Genomic DNA, 18,513 nt, shown 5'->3' with positions numbered 1-18,513 from the left:
CGCCCGAAGGCTTCTTTGAAACTGCTTCGTTCGACTTGCATGTGTTAAGCACGCCGCCAGCGTTCATCCTGAGCCAGGATCAAACTCTCATGTTTAAATCTCCTGAACCAGAACAACAACTAGCTGTCATTATTCCCGTTCTTTACTTTGGTTTTTGTTCTTTGAAATTCGCTCCCCGGCACTCTTCACAATCTTTCGCTCAGAGTTTCGGGCATTTCGACAATCATCTGCGATGTTCATCAAAATTTTTGTGAATTTTCGGGATTGTTTTATTGTTTAATTATCAATGTTCTGTCGGTTTTTCACAACTGCTCTCTCAAGCAGCTTTAATAGATTATCATACTTTCCAGTGTTTGTCAAGTACTTTTTTCTATTTTTTTCATCTTCTTTTTCAGAAGATGTTTTTTCTGTTCTGCTTTTCGCAGACAGCTGTGATATAATAGCACATATATTTGCAAATGTCAACAACTTTTTTATTTTTTCTTGATTTTGTGAATTACGCTCAATCACTTCCCAGCGGAGCAATTTCCCCTTATCAGCAAACTTGCGCCGGACATTCCGTCTGACGCAGTCTCAAATATTATAAATTGTAAAATTTGCAAAGCGGAGAAAGAGGGATTTGAACCCTCGCGCCGGTTGCCCGACCTACACCCTTAGCAGGGGCGCCTCTTCGGCCTCTTGAGTATTTCTCCGAATTCATAAAACTTATGAAATTGCCACAGCGCTTAGCTGCATTGACAATTATAACTAAAGTGTTTGTTTTTGTCAATGGTATTTTACGAATTTTTTTCCCTTTTTTAACAGTCCAGCCGTCAGTCATAGGCAGGATAGTTTTTACATGCATAAATAAGGATTGCCCGCCCATTCCTGACGGCTCGAACGCCAGCTCACAGACAAAGAGGGGGGGACGCCAACCGCAGGTTAGCGCATACACGCCGCTGCATTAGAAAAGGCAAGGCTGGAACCGTTATATTCTTCCACAGTCTCTCTGTCACCGCTAATCTGGATAGGTGCGGTATTCTTTCACTACCTCATCGTAAAGATTATTCCCTTGGCTGTCGATCACCACAATGGCCGGGAAGTTTTCCACTTCAAGCTCCCGGATCGCTTCCGTTCCCAGATCTTCATAGGCAATAACTGTAGATTTTTTTATCGCTTTGGACAGCAGAGCCCCCGCGCCGCCAACAGCCGCAAAATATACACCTTTATTGCGCACAATAGCATCTGTAACTGCCTGTGAACGGCGTCCCTTTCCGATCATTCCTTTAAGACCACGGTCCAGAAGCAGCGGCGCATACTTATCCATACGGCTGCTTGTTGTAGGCCCTGCAGAACCGATGGGACGCCCTTCCCTGGCCGGACTGGGGCCCATATAATAAATAATGTTATCTTTTAGGGACAGGGGCAAAGCGTCCCCCTGCTCCATGGCTGTATACATACGGAGATGGGCAGCGTCCCTGGCAGTATATATTTTCCCAGTGATATACACATAATCTCCGGATCTTAACTGCTCAATCTCCTCCTGGATCACCGGCGCGTGTATAATTCTATTCATGATCTCACCTCTTATTTATGGCTATCCGGCACATGCCCGGAACCCGTAGCTGAATCTTAAACTGAGCCTGCGCTATTTGCTGCAAACCCAGCAATAAAAATTTACATTTTAAATTTCCCGTACACAATGCCTATTGACATGACAGCATATATTTACAGCCACCGGAAGTCCTGCAATATGTGTGGGATAAGTTTCTATATTTACGGCAAAGGCTGTGACTGTCCCGCCAAGACCGCCGGGACCGATTCCTAATTGGTTGATTTTCCCCAGCATCTCTTCCTCAAGCTGGCTCACATAAGGAATCGGCGAATGCTGTCCCACCGGACGGGTCAGCGCGTGTTTTGCCATCAGCGCGCATTTTTCAAAATCTCCGCCGATGCCAACGCCAACCACCATCGGCGGACAGGCGTTGGGCCCGGCCGCGTCAACGGTATCCAGAATCACCTTTTTAACGCCTTCAATACCATCGGCAGGTTTAAGCATGACAATACGGCTCATATTTTCGCTGCCAAAACCTTTCGGGGCCAACGTGACCTTTACGCGGCTTCCTGGAACAATAGAATAATGAATAATGGCCGGTGTATTATCTTTTGTATTTTCCCTGTGAAGCGGATCTTTGACAACCGATTTTCTCAAAAAACCTTCCACATATCCCCGGCGAACCCCTTCATTAATAGCCTCCTCCAGTGATCCGCCTACAATATGGACATCCTGTCCTACTTCCATAAATACTACCGCCATTCCGGTGTCCTGGCAGATCGGGATCATATCTTCCCCGGCAATTTTAAGATTTTCCTCCAAGGATTCCAAAACCTGTTTTCCGAGAGAGGACTTTTCCTTTCTAACTCCATCCTCTAAAGCGCATTTCATATCCTCCGAGAGAAAATGTGTCGCTTCAATACACATGTCCCGGATCACGTCTGTAATTTCACTGCACTGTACTTCTCTCATCAGAAATACCATCCTTTCCTGAAGTCTGCTCTGGAATGCTGCTTAGCCATGCTTCCAGTTTTTCAAAATACATGCCCACATGATATCCGTCCATCAGCGCGTGATGCACCTGGACAGAAAAGGACATCATCAGCCTTCCGTCTCTGTCTCGGACATACTTGCCCCATGAGATCCGGGGAACATTGTCCTTTGACGCATCCTCGATCGTCCGGACAAAATGAGTATAATTGATCCAGGGAATACATGAAATATAAAGGATCTCCGTCTCCCCGGCGCCGTACATAAAAGAATGCTCTTTTTGGGCTGTCAAAGCCTCAGCGGTGGTCTTCGCCTTTTCGCAGAAAGAGAGCATATCCTCTTCAAAAGGCTGCTCCACTACATAAAATTGTTCTTCACCTTTGGGAAGATATGTGAATACCGGCGTCAGAGAATCACAAATGACCGGCTTGCCGTCCACAAGACGGTATTTAAAATTTTCTATTTCCAAGGCAATTTTGGTAGCGCCGTAAATCATGGCACAGTAAAAAGAAATATGATTCCGTTTCGCGTAATCATAAAGCTTTGTCACGTCGATCTGAGCGCCTATATTTATATAAGGAAAAACATAAGTTGAATATTTTTCCACCAGACTTTTTCTCGGCCATGTTTCCAAGTCAATGTATTGCAATTAAAATCCACCTCTTTTTTCTAAACACGTATCATTTTACACGATTCTTCTGGACTTTACAACGCCGAATTATTATAATGGATAACAGTTCAGATATCCGGGGGATGGTGTTGAACTGTCACTGCTTCACAACGATTTTGGAGGGCTTATGATGAAAAAAAATATAGGAAGGATTGTTTTGAGCCTTATAGCTGTGGTTTTTCTTTGCGCTGGCGTGATCCAGGGGGATCTGCACACCACATGGCTGAAAGCGATCCGCATTTGTCTGGAGTGTATCGGTATTGGGTAGGCTATCTTTTCCTACAAAACGAAAACTGATCCAGCTTGCCAGCGCGCTCATTTATAACGCTAATTTAAAAGGATTTGGCAAGGGCTCCATTTATCAGGGAAAAGCCAAGGGATTATGTGTTCCGGGATTAAACTGCTATTCTTGTCCAGGAGCTATTGCCGCCTGTCCCCTCGGAACGCTGCAAAACGCATTGAACAACGCTCCCAGCCGTTTTCCTTTTTACATCCTTGGTTTCCTGATCCTTGCCGGACTGTTTTTAGGACGTCTGATCTGCGGTTTTTTGTGTCCCTTCGGATTGATTCAGGAATTGCTCCATAAAATTCCTCTGCCAAAGATAAAAAAGAATAAAATCACGCATATTCTATCTTATTTAAAATATATTATTGGGGTACTATTTGTCATCTATATTCCCCTGTATTTTGCTTTTACAAGCGGCTATCCCCTGCCTGCATTCTGTAAATACATATGCCCGGCAGGCACACTGGAAGGCGGATTAACTCTGGTCATCGCCAATCCTTCATTGAGATCTGCGGCCGGATTCCTTTTCTCATGGAAGGTTCTGGTCCTCATCTTTATTATAGGAAGTGCCTGCTTTATTTACCGCAGTTTTTGCCGCTTTCTCTGCCCTCTGGGCGCCATTTATTCTCTTTTTGCCAAAATATCCATTTTCGGCATAACCGTCGATGAGAATAAATGTACCCACTGCGGACAATGCGTCCGCCATTGTCTCATGGATATAAAAACCGTCGGCGATAAAGAATGTATCCAATGCGGTTCCTGTCGGAATGTCTGCAGCTTTGATGCCATTCATTGGAAACATATTCGCCGGGAAAGAAAACCTCAACATCTTAAACAAGAAAGGAAATACAATGAAAAATAAGTGTTTAAAGTATTTGTTTATTTTTGCCGTCCTGACAGCATTCCTCCTGTCCGCCTGCGGCAATGACCGGGCTTTGAGCGATACCGCCACCCAGACTTCTGAGAGTACCGGGGATACAAGTCCTTCCGATAACCTCTCAGATTCCGAAGCCTCAGACAGCACCTCCGGCGTGGACAGCGGCGGGGATACAGAAGAAAGCGAAGAAAAAGTCCTGGCTACAGACTTTGAAGTCACCCTGATCAGCGGTGAAACTGTAAAATTATCAGATTTTCAGGGCAAGAAAGTTCTTCTGAATTTCTGGGCCACCTGGTGCGGTCCCTGCGTTCAGGAGATGCCCGCCTTCCAGCGCCTTTACGAAGAATATCCCGATGATTTTGTCATTCTTGCCGTAAACTGCGGCGACAGCGAAGCAGACGTCCGGGATTTTGCGGAAGAAAATGACTACACATTTAACATCGCTATTGATGAAGACCTTGCCGCTTCCAGCCTCTATCCCACATATTCCATTCCCCTCACCCTCATCGTCGATGAGGAGGGCTATATTGTCTATGGTTCTTACGGCGCTTCCGACGCGGATACTATGTACGAACATTATAAAGAAGAGTTGGGGCTATAACTCAAACGGAAATCGTCACTTGATTGCCAGGTGACGATTTTTCTTTTTTCAAAACCCAGGATTTTTACCTGACATCAGGAATTTACCCTCAAGAATCCTAACGATTACTTCCTGATAGGCATCTTCACCAATTTTTCCCAGTCCTAATCATACAAAATTTCCAAAAAAAGAAAATCTTTTTAATTATCATTGACTTTTGTTAAGTAGAACGTTATACTTTATTCAGAAATCAAGTATAACGTTCTACTTGATCAGGTGCCAATAATAAGCTGACAGAGCATGAAAAAGAGACTGAGTTCGTCACGGCCATCTGTAATATGTGCCGCCGCGCTCTCACAGTTATCATTATTTATTAGTAACTATTCAGCCATGCGGCTGGTTTAATAAAAATACGGCGCAAGTTTACTTGCAGAGGATTTTTATTAAACCAGACATATGGCGTTTAGCCATCATCGAGGATTCAGCCGCACAAGCGGCGGTAAAGCAGCGTTAGCTGCGGGAATCCAAGATGCATGGCTGAATAGTTACATTATATTATAAGAAAAGGGGAATCTTATGAAAACCATCCGTATCGGTTCCGGCGCTGGCTACGGCGGCGACCGGATTGAACCAGCTATTGATCTGATAGAGCGGGGGAATCTGGATTATATTATTTTTGAATGTCTGGCGGAGCGAACCATTGCTCTGGCCCAGCTCAGGAAGATGAAGGATCCGGATAAAGGATATAATGATCTTTTTGAACTTCGCATGGACCATGTCTTAGACGCCCTGAAAAATCATCCGGTCAAAGTCATTACCAACATGGGCGCAGCCAATCCACTATCCGCCATGAAAAAAGCGGCGGACATGGCCCGGCAGAAAGGTCTTCGCTCACTGAAGCTCGCTGCGGTGACCGGGGATGATATTTTTGACCGGCTGGATCAATACGAAAACTGCACAGTTATTGAGACTGGCCGTCCCCTGAAAGATCTGGACGGTGCCAAAATTTCAGCCAACGCCTATATCGGCGCCGAAGGAATTGTCAAGGCTCTGGAAGGCGGAGCAGATATTATTATTACCGGGCGTGTGGCTGATCCTGCCCTTGTTGTAGGCCCTCTGATCTATGAATTTGGGTACTCCTTCGACAACTATGATATGTTGGGGAAGGCAACTATCGCAGGCCATCTTCTGGAGTGCGCCGGCCAGGTCACCGGCGGTTACTTCTGTGACCCCGGCGTGAAAGACGTTCCTGACCTGTGGAATCTGGGCTTTCCAATCGCGGAATTTTCTCAGGACGGCAGCCTGGTCATTACCAAGTTGGACGGCACCGGCGGCATCGTCAGCGAGATGACCTGCAAAGAACAGATCGTCTATGAGCTTCAGGACCCGGCCAACTATTTCACTCCCGACTGCACTGCCGATTTTTCTCAGGTCAGCGTCCGCCAGGAAGGTCCGGACCGGGTCAGCATCCACGGCGTTACCGGGAAAGAGCATAATGGCATGTATAAAGTCAGCATCGGCTATCAGGACTGCTATATCGGTGAAGGCCAGATAAGTTACGGCGGAAGCACCGCTCTGATACGGGCCCGCCTGGCCGGCGAGATCATACGCCGGCGTCTTGAAATAGATACCTGTCAATATGAGGAACTCCGTATTGATGAAATGGGCGTCAATTCCTTATACCGTCAGCAGATCAGCAATCACATCACTGCGGCTCCTCCCGCAGAGGTGCGGCTGAGAGTAGCAGCCCGGACTAAAGATGAAAAAAATGCCCACATTATCGGAGATGAGGTGGAAGCACTCTACACCAACGGACCTGCCGGCGGCGGCGGCGCCACAAAATCCGTGCGAAAGATTATATCTATTGCGTCAATCCTTGTTCCAAGAGACGACATCCATGTTCATGTGGATTTTATGGAGGTGTAAATCATATGAAACTGAGAGAAATCGCTCACTCAAGAACCGGTGATAAGGGAAACATATCCGTCATCTCCGTTATCGCCTACAAGCCGGAAGATTTTCCCATGATTAAGGAAAAGGTCACCGCCCAGGCCGTGAAAGACTATTTTAAAGAGATTGTCCATGGAAAAGTGACCCGCTATGAACTTCCCAACATCCACGCTTTAAATTTTGTCATGGAGGACGCTCTCGGCGGCGGCGTCACCCGCTCTCTGGCGGTTGATATGCACGGAAAGGCTTTGGGCTTTGCCCTTTTAGAAATGGAGGTATAAATCTGTGGGACCAGAAGATTATGTACAGAGCCGTTTAGCAAAATACAGAGATGAATTTTCCCAGATTCCGGCCCTGTTTGAGGAATCTCAGATCGACTATGAAGAGATCATGGTTCCTGTCCGTGACGGCGTAAGGATGAAAACCTGTATTTACAGACCCCACGGTGTGGAACCGCTGCCTGTACTTTTCCAGCGAAGCTGTTATCCTGGCGATCAGGTATTTTATGAATATTACGGCAGGGAACTTGCCCGCCGGGGATATGGCTATGTGGTTCAGTATTCACGAGGCACCGGCGGTTCTGAAGGCGTATGGGAGCCCAACGTCAACGAACGCAGCGACGGCATTGACGCCATCCACTGGCTCAATGAGCAGCCCTGGGTGGAAAGCATAGGATTTTTCGGGGCGTCTTACCTGGCCCTGACCGGCTGGGCCATTATTGACCAGCTCCCTGAAAAGGTGAAGGGAATGTACCTGTCCGTCTATGGCACTAACCGCTTCGCCTCTGCCTATAACGACGGCCTTTTCCGCCAAGACATCCTCACCGCCTGGTCCATGGGAAATACGGGAAAAGAACTCCACGCGGATCTCATTGAATCCTGTAAGTACCGCCCGCAAATCCATGTGGATGAAGATCTTTGGGGAGTATCTCTTCCCTGGTACCAAGATATGATCTCCCACACAGATTTTACAGATGATTACTGGCAGAAAGGCTTCTGGAGCATCCTTAGGACAAATCCCACAAAGGTGAAAGTTCCTGTAGTCATTGAGGACGGCTGGTATGATCACCACCTTGGCAGCGCCCTTTCCGGCTATTTTGATATGCCGGAGGATATTAAAGCCAACACCATGGTGCGCATTGGCCCGTGGAATCACGGTATGTTCTGCGCTCTTGAGGGACATACCTGCCACAATGACAAGGGTGAGATCATCCGCCCGGTTCTTGAATGGGCCCAAAACTTACTAAAAGAGAAAAAACACCCCAAAGGCGGTGTATCCTTATATATCGTGGGAAGAGATCAATGGCTTAACGCCGATCAATGGCCCCAGGCAGACCGCTGCGAAAAATTCTACCTGGATACGGCCCTCAACGCTCTTTCCAAAAACGCGCCGGAGACTCACACGTCTTCCTTTGTTTACGATCCTGAGAATCCGGTGCCGTCCCACGGCGCAGAATCCTGTTTTGCCAGCCATAACGCTGTTGGCAGCTTAAAGCAGCCAAAACCCAGATACCGGGAAGATGTCCTTTCCTTTATCTCTGAGCCTTTTGAGGAAAACACTCTGATTCTTGGTAAGATCAGCGCGGATCTTTATGTCAGCTCCGACGCGGAAGATACAGCGTTTTCCATGAAAGTTATGGAGGTTTTTGAGAACGGGGACGCCTACAATATCCGCTCCGGCATTACTACCCTGGCCTACCGCGGCCACTCCGGCCACCGTCAGACCTACACGCCGGACGAAATCGTCAAAGTAAATATTGAGACGTGGGATATTGCCTGGGAAGTGAAGAAAGGTTCCCGCATCCGTCTGGATATTTCCTCGTCTGATTTTCCACAGTACTGTGCCCACAGTAATTATCCGGGTGTTTGGGCGCTCCAGGACAAGACGAAAAAAGCGGTTCAGACCATTTACAGCGGAAAAGATATGCCGTCGGTGTTAAATATACCGGTGTGCGATCAATAATATAACTCCGGGACTTAGAAAATGGCTTTCCCAGGCCCGGTCAAACCATTTATTCTATGGGAGGTTTACCAAATAAAAGTAAAAAGAATCGCAGCTTATTTATTATCTTTAAGCATGATTGCTGCAGCAGTCACGGGGTGCGGGAATAACGAAAGCAACAGTTCTTCCGCGAGTACGGCATCTGACACAAACTCTGACAGCAGTACAGCAGCTTCCGATAACAGTTCCGAATCAGCGTCTGCAGCAGATGGGGAAATCGAAGAAATCATTATGATGTATCCCATTATGGGTACGATAACCCAGACTGGCGCCCAGGGGGTAGAGGACGCCATCAATGCCATCACCGAGCCGGAAATCGGCGTCCACGTTTCATTAAACCCTATTGAAATCGGAAGCTATGCGCAGCAGCTCAATCTTATGATCACCAGCAATGAGCAGCTTGATGTGGTTGCCACTTTTCCCGGCGGTTCCGCAACATTCAGCGCTATGAGTTCCCAGAATCAGTTACTACCACTGGATGATCTTCTGGACGAGTACGGAACAGACATTAAAGATAAACTTGGCGACCTGGTCAACGCAACCACCATCATATGTTGAAGGCCAGGACGCCACATCCTGCCAGTACCATGCTGTGGACTTCCTCTATGGCGACAATTTCGCGATTTACCCCTGGGTTGGAACATCCCCGGATATGAGAGAACGTCAGTTAGAAGCTATGAACAATTCAGAAATTTCTCCTTATCTCGGTTTCGCTCTGGATACGACAACGGTTCAAAATGAAATCACCGCAGTATCCAATGTTATAGCAGAGTATAAATTCGCATTAGAATATGGAACAATAGACCCCGGGACTGAACTCCCAAAATTTATTGAAAGGCTGGATGAATCCGGCGCTCAGAAGATTATTGACCAGGCTCAGCGCCAGTTAGATGAATGGCTGGCCCAGCAGAACTAAAAAAGCTTACTTCTTTATCTTTCTCAATTACCTTATATTTTGGAACGGCCCGGACGGGAAGAATCAAATCTTCCTGCCCGGGCCACTCCTTTTTTCACAGTAATTCTTTAAGTTTTCCCGCAAGATAAAGGGGGATATTCGTTATCTCTCCATCCCTGCGGTATCCCCTCTTTGAAAAACGAATGGCATGTTTTGGATGCTTCTCAGCAATATATCGCTTAAAAGTCGGCGCGGACTTATCTTCACCGCCCTTTACTTCGACAGGAATAATCTCCGTGCCGTTTTGCAGCACAAAATCAATCTCCCCGTGTTTATCCGAAAAATAATGGGGAGCGACTTCAAATTGTCCGCGAAGCTGCTGCAAAACATAATTTTCAGTCAGGGGCCCTTTAAATTGATAATCACTTTTCAAAAGGATCGCGCTGTTGTCAATGCCGGCCATATGTTTAAGTAATCCTGTATCAAATAGAAAGAGCTTAAACTGATCGAGCTTATCAAAGGCAGACAATGGATGTTCCATTCTGGAGACATTATAGACGCGATTAAGCATCCCCGCCGACACAAGCCATTCAATGGCTTCTTCAAAGTCCCTTGCTCTGCCGCCTTGCCGGACAGCACCATAAATGAATTTCTCATTTGCTTTGGCAAGCTGGGAAACAATACTGCGAAAAACCATCAAAATGCGTCCGCTGTTGACTTTTCCATTGTGCTTGGAAAAATCATTTTCATAAATTTCAATAAGTTCCCGCTGTATCTGGGAAACTTTTGACGGATCTTTATAATTGACCCATGAGACCACACATTCCGGCATACCGCCAATAATCAGATAATTATTATAGTTTTCCATTAAGCGGTTATGGAAAATTTCTTCAATCTGCTGATCCTTTTGTATACTCTCATAATAAGCAAAAAGCCCGGGATCAACAGCTTCAAGAAACTCGTCAAAGCACACAGGATACAGATCCAGCAGATTAACCATTCCCACCGGATAGGATTTCGGCTGCGCCAGAAGTGTCCCTAAAAGGCTTCCCGCCGCCATGACATGATACTCATGGGCTTTTTCCTTAAAATATTTAAGCGTATTCAAGGCTTGAGGACATTCCTGAATTTCATCAAAAACGATCAGTGTTTCCTCCGGAAAAATCTTCTCCCCGGCGATCAGTGAAAGGAGTTCTATAATCCGCTGAGGATTTTTATTTGTCTCAAAAACAGATTTCAGATCATCTTCCTCATCAAAATTGAAATAAACAAAATTTTTATAGAAGTTTTTGCCAAATTCCTTCATCAGCCATGTTTTTCCCACCTGACGGGCACCTCTGATCACGAGAGGTTTATGCTCCGGATTATTTTTCCACTGAACTAAATCTGAAATTGCATTTCGCTTCATTGGATCATCCCCTCATATAATAAGTTCACATTTTCTGTCTTAAAAAGTATAACACATTTTTCCGGGTTTTCAGAAGCTATTTACGCACATTTTTCCTAAAAAATTCAGCCGAAAAATCACATTTTTCCAAAAAGAATGCAGCCACTGCTTAAATTGGCCTTTTTACACCTGAAAACGGAATACATTCCAGGAAGCCCTTTTAAGCAGGCATACGGCTTTGCCATGGTCATTATCTACATCCCTGCGAACTGCAGGCGTCACCTGAGGATTGTCCGGCCCGTTGACAGCTTTCAGGTTTTCATTCTCCATAACAATATGCTCCAGAAAGATCACCGGGCTAAAGCCCCTCAGATCCATGGTAAATTCCACATCATCACTGAGATTTCTGTTGACGGCAAAAACAGTGATTTCCCCGGCTTCCTCATGATATAAAGCTACAGCCTCCACATCAGTGACATCTTCATGATGGGATGTATCGTGGCAGTCTGAAACAAGTACCGGTTCAAGAACAGTCCCCCGGCCGAAAACGGAGGCGTGCATAAAAGGATAAAAAATTGTCTGGCACCATGCTCCTCCATCTTTTTCGGCCATGATCGGCGCAATAACATTGACCAACTGGGCCATACAGGCAATTTTTACCCGATCACCGTGTTTCATCAATGTGATCAGCATAAGCCCTACAAGAAGAGCGTCTTCAAAGGTGTAAATGTCCTCAAGAAGGGCTGGCGCCTGCTGCCATGGGTGATTTTCTATCGTATCCTTATCCTGCTCCCCGGAATGAAACCATACATTCCATTCATCAAAACTTAGATTTATATACTTCCGACTCCGCTTCTTCGCCTTGACAAAATCGCAGGCAGCGATGACAGAGCGGATAAACTGATCCATATCATCAGAAAGGGCGAGAAAGTCTTCACTGTCATTGTCTTTGTTGCCATAGTATTGATGAAGGGAAATATAATCCACTTCGTCATAGGCATGTTCCAGAACTGTGGCTTCCCACTGAGGAAATGTGGGCATCAGGAGATTTGAACTTCCGCAGGCAACCAGCTCAATGGACGGATCAATGACTTTCATAGCCCTCCCGGTTTCAGAGGCCAGACGCCCATACTCATCCATGGTTTTGTGGCCAATCTGCCATGGCCCGTCCATTTCATTCCCAAGGCACCATAATCTGAAGCCAAAGGGTTCTTTTTCTCCATTTTTTATCCGCAAATCACTCAAATATGTACCCGAAGGATGATTGCAGTATTCCAGCAGGTCACATGCCTCAGCAACCCCCCGGGTTCCCAGATTCAGCGACATCATGGCCTGTGTCCCCGCCTTTTTGCACCAGTGGGCAAATTCATGGACGCCCACCTCATTGGTTTCAAGGCTTTTCCAGGCCAAATCCAGACGCTTCGGACGCTGGCTCACCGGACCGATCCCATCCTCCCAGCGATAAGATGAAACAAAGTTTCCTCCGGGATAACGCACCACAGAAACATTTAAGGCTTTGACAAGATTTATGACATCCTTCCGGAAACCTTCTTCATCGGCAGACGGATGTCCCGGCTGATAAATCCCACCATACACCGCCCGCCCCAGATGTTCAATAAAAGAGCCGTAAATTCTTTCATCAAGTTTTGCTTTTGAAAAATCTCTGTCCACGGTTAGTTTTGCTTTTTTCATATTGAAAACCCTCCTGTATATTATGAGTTGCCCGACAAATGGGCATGAGACACGGATTGCTCCGCGCTTCGCGCTCCCGGAAATTTACAACACCCGATTCAGCCAATGAATGAATAATTCTTTCCACTGGGACACAGACGAATAATCCGGATTCATAAAAGGATTTGGCCGTTCCACGCAGCCGCCAAAGCCATGTCCGCCTTTAGGAAAAATGTGCAGTTCACAATCGATTCCCTGTTCCCGGCATTTTCCGGCCAGCTCTGCCAGACGCATCGGGGGAAGGACGTCATCATCCATACAATTACATAAAAACATAGGCGGCGTATCCGGTGACAGATGGGTACGCATGTCATACCGGGCCGCAAAAGCCTGGCGGCGTGACTTATCCCGGTACACATCTTCCCCGGCAATACATGCCGTGGCCTTATCGTCCTCCAAGGACACAGCGGGATAACACATAGCGACAGCGTTGGGCAGCCCTTTCTCATGATCAATATCGTCCGGCACATATCCCGGATATTTTACAGGATCATTGCCAAAACAAAGAGCCTCGACGCCGCACAGATTTCCCCCCGCAGAAAAACCCACTGTGGCAATCTTGTCCGGGTCAATATGATATTCGGCCGCATGATGGCGTACATAACGCACAGCCCTCTGGCAGTCAAGATACATCAACGGCGCATGGTAAGGATAAGTCCTGTACCACAAAACAAAGCAGCTGATGCCTGCCTCGTTCAAAAACGCGGCAATATCTTCTCCTTCTGAATCCATGGATTTGAACAAATATGCGCCTCCCGGGCAGGCAATAACACATTTATCACTGTCCGGTACAATATAGGGTACAAGAAAGGGCACGTCCGACATCGTTTCTTTGGCGTACCCGTCTAAAACTTCCTGACGCCATACCATGGTGGCATTTCCCTTCATATCTCCCAGTTCGTCACAACTTTTATCCCAGACACCGGGATACTTTTTAAATATATCCTCCATGATCAGACTTTCATCTACCGGCATCACGTTCTTTTTAGGATCTCCGGTATTTCCGGGAATCACCTTTCCCCAAACAGGCAAAATCTTTACAGAATCACTTAAACGCATTTCTTACACCTCCAAGTATACCTTTGTTTTATTATATTCGTTAAAGGAATGATTATCAACACTCGCGTACTTAAAAACAGCTATCGGTAAATTTTCCTAAAATTAAGAAGGGCTTGTTACATAGAAAGTGGTCAGTCTCCTTTATATGTGACTGACCATTTCTATTCTTTATGATTTTTATTTTCCTGTTTACAATTTTTATTTTCCTGCTTTCCACTGGTCAAATTGCTGCTGAACGCTTTCCACAACAGTATCCATACCTGCAGCGGTCAGCTTTTCATTTAATGCTTCCAGTGAAGCGTCCACATCGGCTGTTCCGTTCTGAAGTCCGCCTACAAATTCATTAACCGCGCTGGTGATTCCGGCAATTTCTGTGCCAAACTGGGACACATCCGAAGCAAAGCCAAAATTCTCGGAACGGACCGCTTTTTCATTGATCTCTTTGCTGATCTCCCGGGTATCCGGCGCATCCCCTTCCCACACGCCTGCCAGATATTGATTACCGAAAAGCCATGTCATGTCTATATGATACTTAACCGTTGTTGAATCCAGACCTTCCGGATAGCCATAGGTGCCATCCTCTTTGACCACGTAATCAGTCCCTTCGATCCCGTAGTTTAAAAGATCTACAATCTCTTTGTTGGTATACATCAGATTTAAAAACTCCATAGCCGCCTCCGGCTCCCGGGCTGTCACAGGAATAACCCATGTGTTCGTATTATAAGATGACGATTCCAGGGGTTTTGAAAAAAGTTCTATAGTCGTCATATCATACTCGCAGCTGGCGATGGTTGAAATTTTTGTGGCATTCTCTGCCGCAAAGAATGTACTGAAAAACTTGCCGCTGGCAATCTGTGTATAGTTGCTGTCTGTGCTTGTCTCTGAATCTTTATATACAAAACCTTTATCATACCAGTCTTTTACTAATTCTACGGAAGCCTTATATTCCGGTGTACTGTAAAGATTCACAACCTTATCCGGATCGGTAGATAATGTTCCAATATAGTCATTGGCCATCTTTGAAAAAACAATGCCGTCCTCAAAGTTTCCTGTAAACAACACGTTAAAGGCATGGAGCGGTCCTGCTGCTCTCGATGACGCTATGGGAATCAAATCGGTATTTTCCACAACTGCCGTGTATATCTCCTCAAGATCCGCCATGGATTTGATCTCCTGAGCTTTTTCTGTCAATCCCAGTTCCTCAAGAATATCCGTGCGCATGGACAAATAAACATTGCTCACATTATCTTTATACATAGGTACTCCAAGGAGTTCCCCATCTTTAGAACAGGCATCAAAAATATCCTCATCAAAGAGCGCAGCGATATCCTGACCATACTCATCCATAAGGTCATTGAGAGGCATACACTGGTTCTGTGCCTGCATAGATGTAAAAGACGATGAACCGGCAAAGAAGGTCGCCATCAGATCCAGTTTTTCACCGCCGGCAACCATCAGATTAATCTGCTGGTCATAGTTTCCAATAGCGATCGGGAGCATATCCACATGAACATTAATCTGGCTTTCAGAAATTGCGTTGATTGCATCCTCAACAGCCTGCAATTCATCCTGGCTGGGTTCTACAGCCGTAAAAAAAGCCATAGTTACTTCCGCTGTATCTTCCGCCGCGGCATTTTCCTCAGACTCATCTGGCGCAGAATCCATTTCCGATGATGCTGCTGTCCCATTTTCCTCATTTCCAGAAGTCTGTCCGGAACCTGCGGACGATGAACTCTGGCCTTCGCCACTCCCGCATCCCAATGCGGCTGCTGATAATAATGAAACGGCCAACGCCGCAGCAATCCATTTACGTCCCTGTTTTAACATATTATTTACCCCCTTGTATATAAAAATTTTACCGGCCCCATTAATCCATACGGCGTATATACAGTATTCTGACTGTCCTGATTTCTGGGAGGCGCTGAAATATCCACAATTAAATGATTCTTGCCTTTGACCAGGGCATCTGACAAATCAAAAATATAGGGTGACAGAAACTTTCTGCCTATAAACTGTCCGTTCAGCCAAATCTCTGCCATTTCATCCGCGTGCCCCAGATCAATCAGCGCAGGTTTTCCATCCCATAAAAATTCTGTTTCGTATCTCAGCGTTCCGTTAAATTCCTGAAGTCCATCGGCTGCCCCCATATTTTTCAGTGTATCCAGAGGTTTTGCGGGACCAAATTCCGGGTACCGGCTTCCCTCGGCAACAGCCACCGTCCAGAATAACTCCGGTTCCACCGTCGCTTCAATCTCAATCGGCGGCACAGTTTCTATATCATCCACATCGCCAAAAAACACAAATAGCGTCTGCAGAGGCCTTAATTTTAAATGAATCTGTGTCCCCCTTTCTGTTTTTAACGGTTCTGCTCTGTAATATTTTCCCTCTAAAGCATCATAAAGCACGCAAGGTCTGTGATCTTTAAAGAAAATGTCCGTTTCTGCCTCATGCCAGGGATCTTCCTGAAAAAACATATAGCTGTCCAATTCCCGGCGGCGGTAATGATAATATCTTAATCCAGGAACCGGAGAGGATAAAGAAATATCCGCCCATTGCTCAAGGGCATATCCCAGGCCATCCAGAGAAACAACAGAACAATCTGATAATGTATCCAGTTCACTGTCATCAGCATCAATGATATGCTCCGGAAGTTTATCAATAAAATATATCGGTAAATCCAGTGCTGCCAGAGTGCGGACATAGGCTGACGTCATAAATTCAACTGTCGGAATCACTAATGCGTGATACTCTTCTTTATTAACATATAATTTACGGCCTCTGACCTGTGTTTCATATCTTTCAGGATAACAAAAGACATCCATAGGCAAAATATCACAGTCGATCTGGGACTGAGCCAGCACTTTCAGCGGTTCGTGCATGGGCATATAGTTCCCGGCCCATTCCGCTTCACCGTGATACAAAACAGCTACAGGGGCAATATGTATGCCCTCCTGATGCAGACGGCATATGCGGGTCATATATTTTGTCATTTGCGGAAAAATCCGATGTTCCATCAAAGGTCCAAAGGCATCGGGAGCCAGTCCGAAATTAGGCATAATATAATTAACACCCCGACTCATTAAATTATCCACAACACATTTAAAATCTCTCAACCCATGTCCGCTGTCATAGGCGGCAAAGGCCTCGCACATGGTTCTTCCCTTCTTTTTGGGATCAATATGAGACGCTGAGGCTCCCAATTTGGCAAGGGCATAGGTAAACTCTGTTCCGCTGTATTCGCCATGTCCCCAGTTATATACATGATAATCATGGCCGGGAAGGATCTGATTTTCTACCACATCGATTCCTGCCATGTCCATTCCATACTCAGCTCTGAAAAAATGTCCGGCGCCGGCGCCCAGACGGGCATGATTTCCCGCATCCTCTACAAAATGTCCGATATACATACAGCCATGTTCCCGACACCATGTTCCGATCTGCTGGGAAAAATTTTTCTGCACAAGCTGAGTCGCAAGATCCATATAGGTAAACCGAATGAGAGACATCGGCTTTTCAGGTCCTTTTTCCCATAAAAGGGGCAGGAGATTTTTCCATGCTCCATCCATAGTCTGATCCAGCCGCTGTTCCAGTTCCCGGCACCATGGCAGAGGATCCTTCACTTTTCCAATAGCGCTGCTTTCATTTCTGTGGAGATTAAAGCCAGGCATATTGCCAAATTCTGTTTCATCACTGAAAAATCCTCTGAAAGTCGTTCCGAAAATATCATGATATCTGTCATACATAGGTTCATACAAGGCTTCGATCAGAACTTTTACCGAATCCCTGTCCATAATATTAAAATAATCCCGGTTTCTGCGGCAGCGATAGGTGCGGAAAATAATAAATATGCTCCATATTCCCTCCGGCACATCCCAGTACAGCCAGCCGTCTTTCACATTCTCCGTCAGATCAACACCGTCTCCCAGCAATTCTCCTGTGGAACCGTCTTTTCTCCAGGCAACTACATGAAGAAGCTCATTATCCGGAATATTCTGAATAAAACTTTTCATACGGACCGTGTTCCCCGCTGCCCCTCCATATTCCCCATCATCCGGTTCATTGCAGATTAAAGTCACAAGATCTTTAATATTATTGGGATTCATCCAGCATGCCACCGGAAAAGAGGCTCCCGGCAACGGCCCCACCGCGTCAACATACCTGCGGTCAACAAGCAATTTTCTGTGCTGAGGATATCGGCGAAGTATCCAGCCGTTGGCCTGTCCTGTAGGATATGTCTGCTCATCCTGAATCCAGAAAGTCATATCCAGCCTCTGTAATTCTTCAACCATAATATCCATATCCTGCCAAAAGGCCCATCCCATGTATTCTGCGCTTCGGGGACTGCCAAGCATGCTCTCGATTCCCATACTTTTCAGCATTTCCAGCCTTTTTCGAACAGTCGCCCTATCCGTCCCCTCCGCAAAGTCAAAAAAGGGCATCAAATATTTTTCTCCGCTGCCTGAATCCAGTTCTTTTAATATTCGATCCAAAAAATCCCTCCCTTTCGTTTTTTATCATTATAGAAAATTATCTTTTTATCGTCTCATCCTGTA

17 protein-coding genes, 1 tRNA gene and 1 rRNA gene are annotated in these 18,513 nt (G+C 46.0%); 8 read left to right on the top strand and 11 right to left on the bottom strand.

The features are described from left to right. The 5 genes from HNP82_RS15965 to HNP82_RS15945 form a co-directional block, all read right to left on the bottom strand. Positions 1 to 95 (bottom strand): 16S ribosomal RNA (locus HNP82_RS15965); the annotation flags it as partial. 509 nt (positions 96 to 604) lie between these two features. Further along, positions 605 to 692, bottom strand: a tRNA-Ser gene (locus HNP82_RS15960). A gap of 305 nt (positions 693 to 997) precedes the next feature. After that, positions 998 to 1,555: a Fe-S-containing hydro-lyase gene (locus HNP82_RS15955; protein WP_183776326.1), complete on the bottom strand. Its 558-nt coding sequence runs from the start codon at positions 1,553 to 1,555 to the stop codon at positions 998 to 1,000. A gap of 108 nt (positions 1,556 to 1,663) precedes the next feature. Further along, positions 1,664 to 2,506: a fumarate hydratase gene (locus HNP82_RS15950; RefSeq protein ID WP_183776324.1), complete on the bottom strand. Its 843-nt coding sequence runs from the start codon at positions 2,504 to 2,506 to the stop codon at positions 1,664 to 1,666. Continuing rightward, positions 2,484 to 3,173 (bottom strand): CatA-like O-acetyltransferase, encoded by a 690-nt coding sequence (locus tag HNP82_RS15945; protein WP_183776322.1) that lies wholly within the window; start codon positions 3,171 to 3,173, stop codon positions 2,484 to 2,486. The genes HNP82_RS15950 and HNP82_RS15945 overlap by 23 nt, the downstream gene beginning before the upstream one ends. A gap of 148 nt (positions 3,174 to 3,321) precedes the next feature. Between HNP82_RS15945 and HNP82_RS15940 the strand changes: the two genes are divergently transcribed. From HNP82_RS15940 to HNP82_RS15915, 6 genes are all read left to right on the top strand, one after another. After that, complete coding sequence (locus HNP82_RS15940) at positions 3,322 to 3,462, top strand: CD1871A family CXXC motif-containing protein (protein ID WP_183776320.1); 141 nt, start codon at positions 3,322 to 3,324, stop codon at positions 3,460 to 3,462. Next, entirely contained in the window at positions 3,455 to 4,342 is an 888-nt protein-coding gene (locus HNP82_RS15935) for a 4Fe-4S binding protein (protein WP_183776318.1), read from the top strand. The genes HNP82_RS15940 and HNP82_RS15935 overlap by 8 nt, the downstream gene beginning before the upstream one ends. Further along, positions 4,332 to 4,958, top strand: coding sequence for a TlpA family protein disulfide reductase (locus HNP82_RS15930; protein ID WP_243164820.1), 627 nt, complete (start codon positions 4,332 to 4,334; stop codon positions 4,956 to 4,958). The genes HNP82_RS15935 and HNP82_RS15930 overlap by 11 nt, the downstream gene beginning before the upstream one ends. Positions 4,959 to 5,513: 555 nt before the next feature. After that, positions 5,514 to 6,863 (top strand): acyclic terpene utilization AtuA family protein, encoded by a 1,350-nt coding sequence (locus HNP82_RS15925; RefSeq protein WP_183776314.1) that lies wholly within the window; start codon positions 5,514 to 5,516, stop codon positions 6,861 to 6,863. Between the two features lie 5 nt (positions 6,864 to 6,868). Then, entirely contained in the window at positions 6,869 to 7,168 is a 300-nt protein-coding gene (locus tag HNP82_RS15920) for an AtuA-related protein (RefSeq protein WP_183776313.1), read from the top strand. A gap of 4 nt (positions 7,169 to 7,172) precedes the next feature. Continuing rightward, on the top strand, positions 7,173 to 8,849 hold the full coding sequence (locus HNP82_RS15915) for a CocE/NonD family hydrolase (protein WP_183776312.1): 1,677 nt from the start codon (positions 7,173 to 7,175) through the stop codon (positions 8,847 to 8,849). A 95-nt stretch (positions 8,850 to 8,944) separates the two neighbouring features. Here the strand turns inward: HNP82_RS15915 and HNP82_RS15910 are convergent, their stop codons facing one another. Then, complete coding sequence (locus HNP82_RS15910) at positions 8,945 to 9,118, bottom strand: hypothetical protein (protein ID WP_183776311.1); 174 nt, start codon at positions 9,116 to 9,118, stop codon at positions 8,945 to 8,947. A 1-nt stretch (position 9,119) separates the two neighbouring features. Between HNP82_RS15910 and HNP82_RS15905 the strand changes: the two genes are divergently transcribed. Further along, a complete protein-coding gene (locus HNP82_RS15905; protein ID WP_183776310.1) occupies positions 9,120 to 9,446 on the top strand; it encodes an extracellular solute-binding protein in 327 nt (108 codons plus the stop codon). A 94-nt stretch (positions 9,447 to 9,540) separates the two neighbouring features. Further along, positions 9,541 to 9,804 carry a DUF3502 domain-containing protein gene (locus tag HNP82_RS18530; protein WP_330599669.1) on the top strand — a complete coding sequence of 88 codons (264 nt, stop codon included), beginning with the start codon at positions 9,541 to 9,543 and terminating at the stop codon, positions 9,802 to 9,804. A gap of 94 nt (positions 9,805 to 9,898) precedes the next feature. Here the strand turns inward: HNP82_RS18530 and HNP82_RS15895 are convergent, their stop codons facing one another. From HNP82_RS15895 to HNP82_RS15875, 5 genes are all read right to left on the bottom strand, one after another. Then, positions 9,899 to 11,191: an ATP-binding protein gene (locus HNP82_RS15895; RefSeq protein WP_183776307.1), complete on the bottom strand. Its 1,293-nt coding sequence runs from the start codon at positions 11,189 to 11,191 to the stop codon at positions 9,899 to 9,901. Positions 11,192 to 11,353: 162 nt separating this feature from the next. After that, complete coding sequence (arfA, locus tag HNP82_RS18525) at positions 11,354 to 12,862, bottom strand: arabinosylfuranosidase ArfA (protein ID WP_183776305.1); 1,509 nt, start codon at positions 12,860 to 12,862, stop codon at positions 11,354 to 11,356. A gap of 84 nt (positions 12,863 to 12,946) precedes the next feature. Further along, positions 12,947 to 13,960 carry an alpha/beta hydrolase gene (locus tag HNP82_RS15885; protein WP_183776303.1) on the bottom strand — a complete coding sequence of 338 codons (1,014 nt, stop codon included), beginning with the start codon at positions 13,958 to 13,960 and terminating at the stop codon, positions 12,947 to 12,949. Between the two features lie 198 nt (positions 13,961 to 14,158). Continuing rightward, positions 14,159 to 15,787, bottom strand: a complete 1,629-nt coding sequence (locus HNP82_RS15880; protein ID WP_183776301.1) for an ABC transporter substrate-binding protein — start codon at positions 15,785 to 15,787, stop codon at positions 14,159 to 14,161. A gap of 5 nt (positions 15,788 to 15,792) precedes the next feature. After that, positions 15,793 to 18,450 (bottom strand): hypothetical protein, encoded by a 2,658-nt coding sequence (locus HNP82_RS15875; RefSeq protein WP_183776299.1) that lies wholly within the window; start codon positions 18,448 to 18,450, stop codon positions 15,793 to 15,795. Between the last annotated feature and the right edge of the window lie 63 nt (positions 18,451 to 18,513).

The sequence above is a fragment of the Catenibacillus scindens genome (assembly GCF_014202115.1).
GTDB lineage: Bacteria > Bacillota > Clostridia > Lachnospirales > Lachnospiraceae > Catenibacillus > Catenibacillus scindens.
The sequence above is the reverse complement of the archived record's forward strand: the minus strand, read 5'-3'. Positions and strand labels throughout refer to the sequence as shown.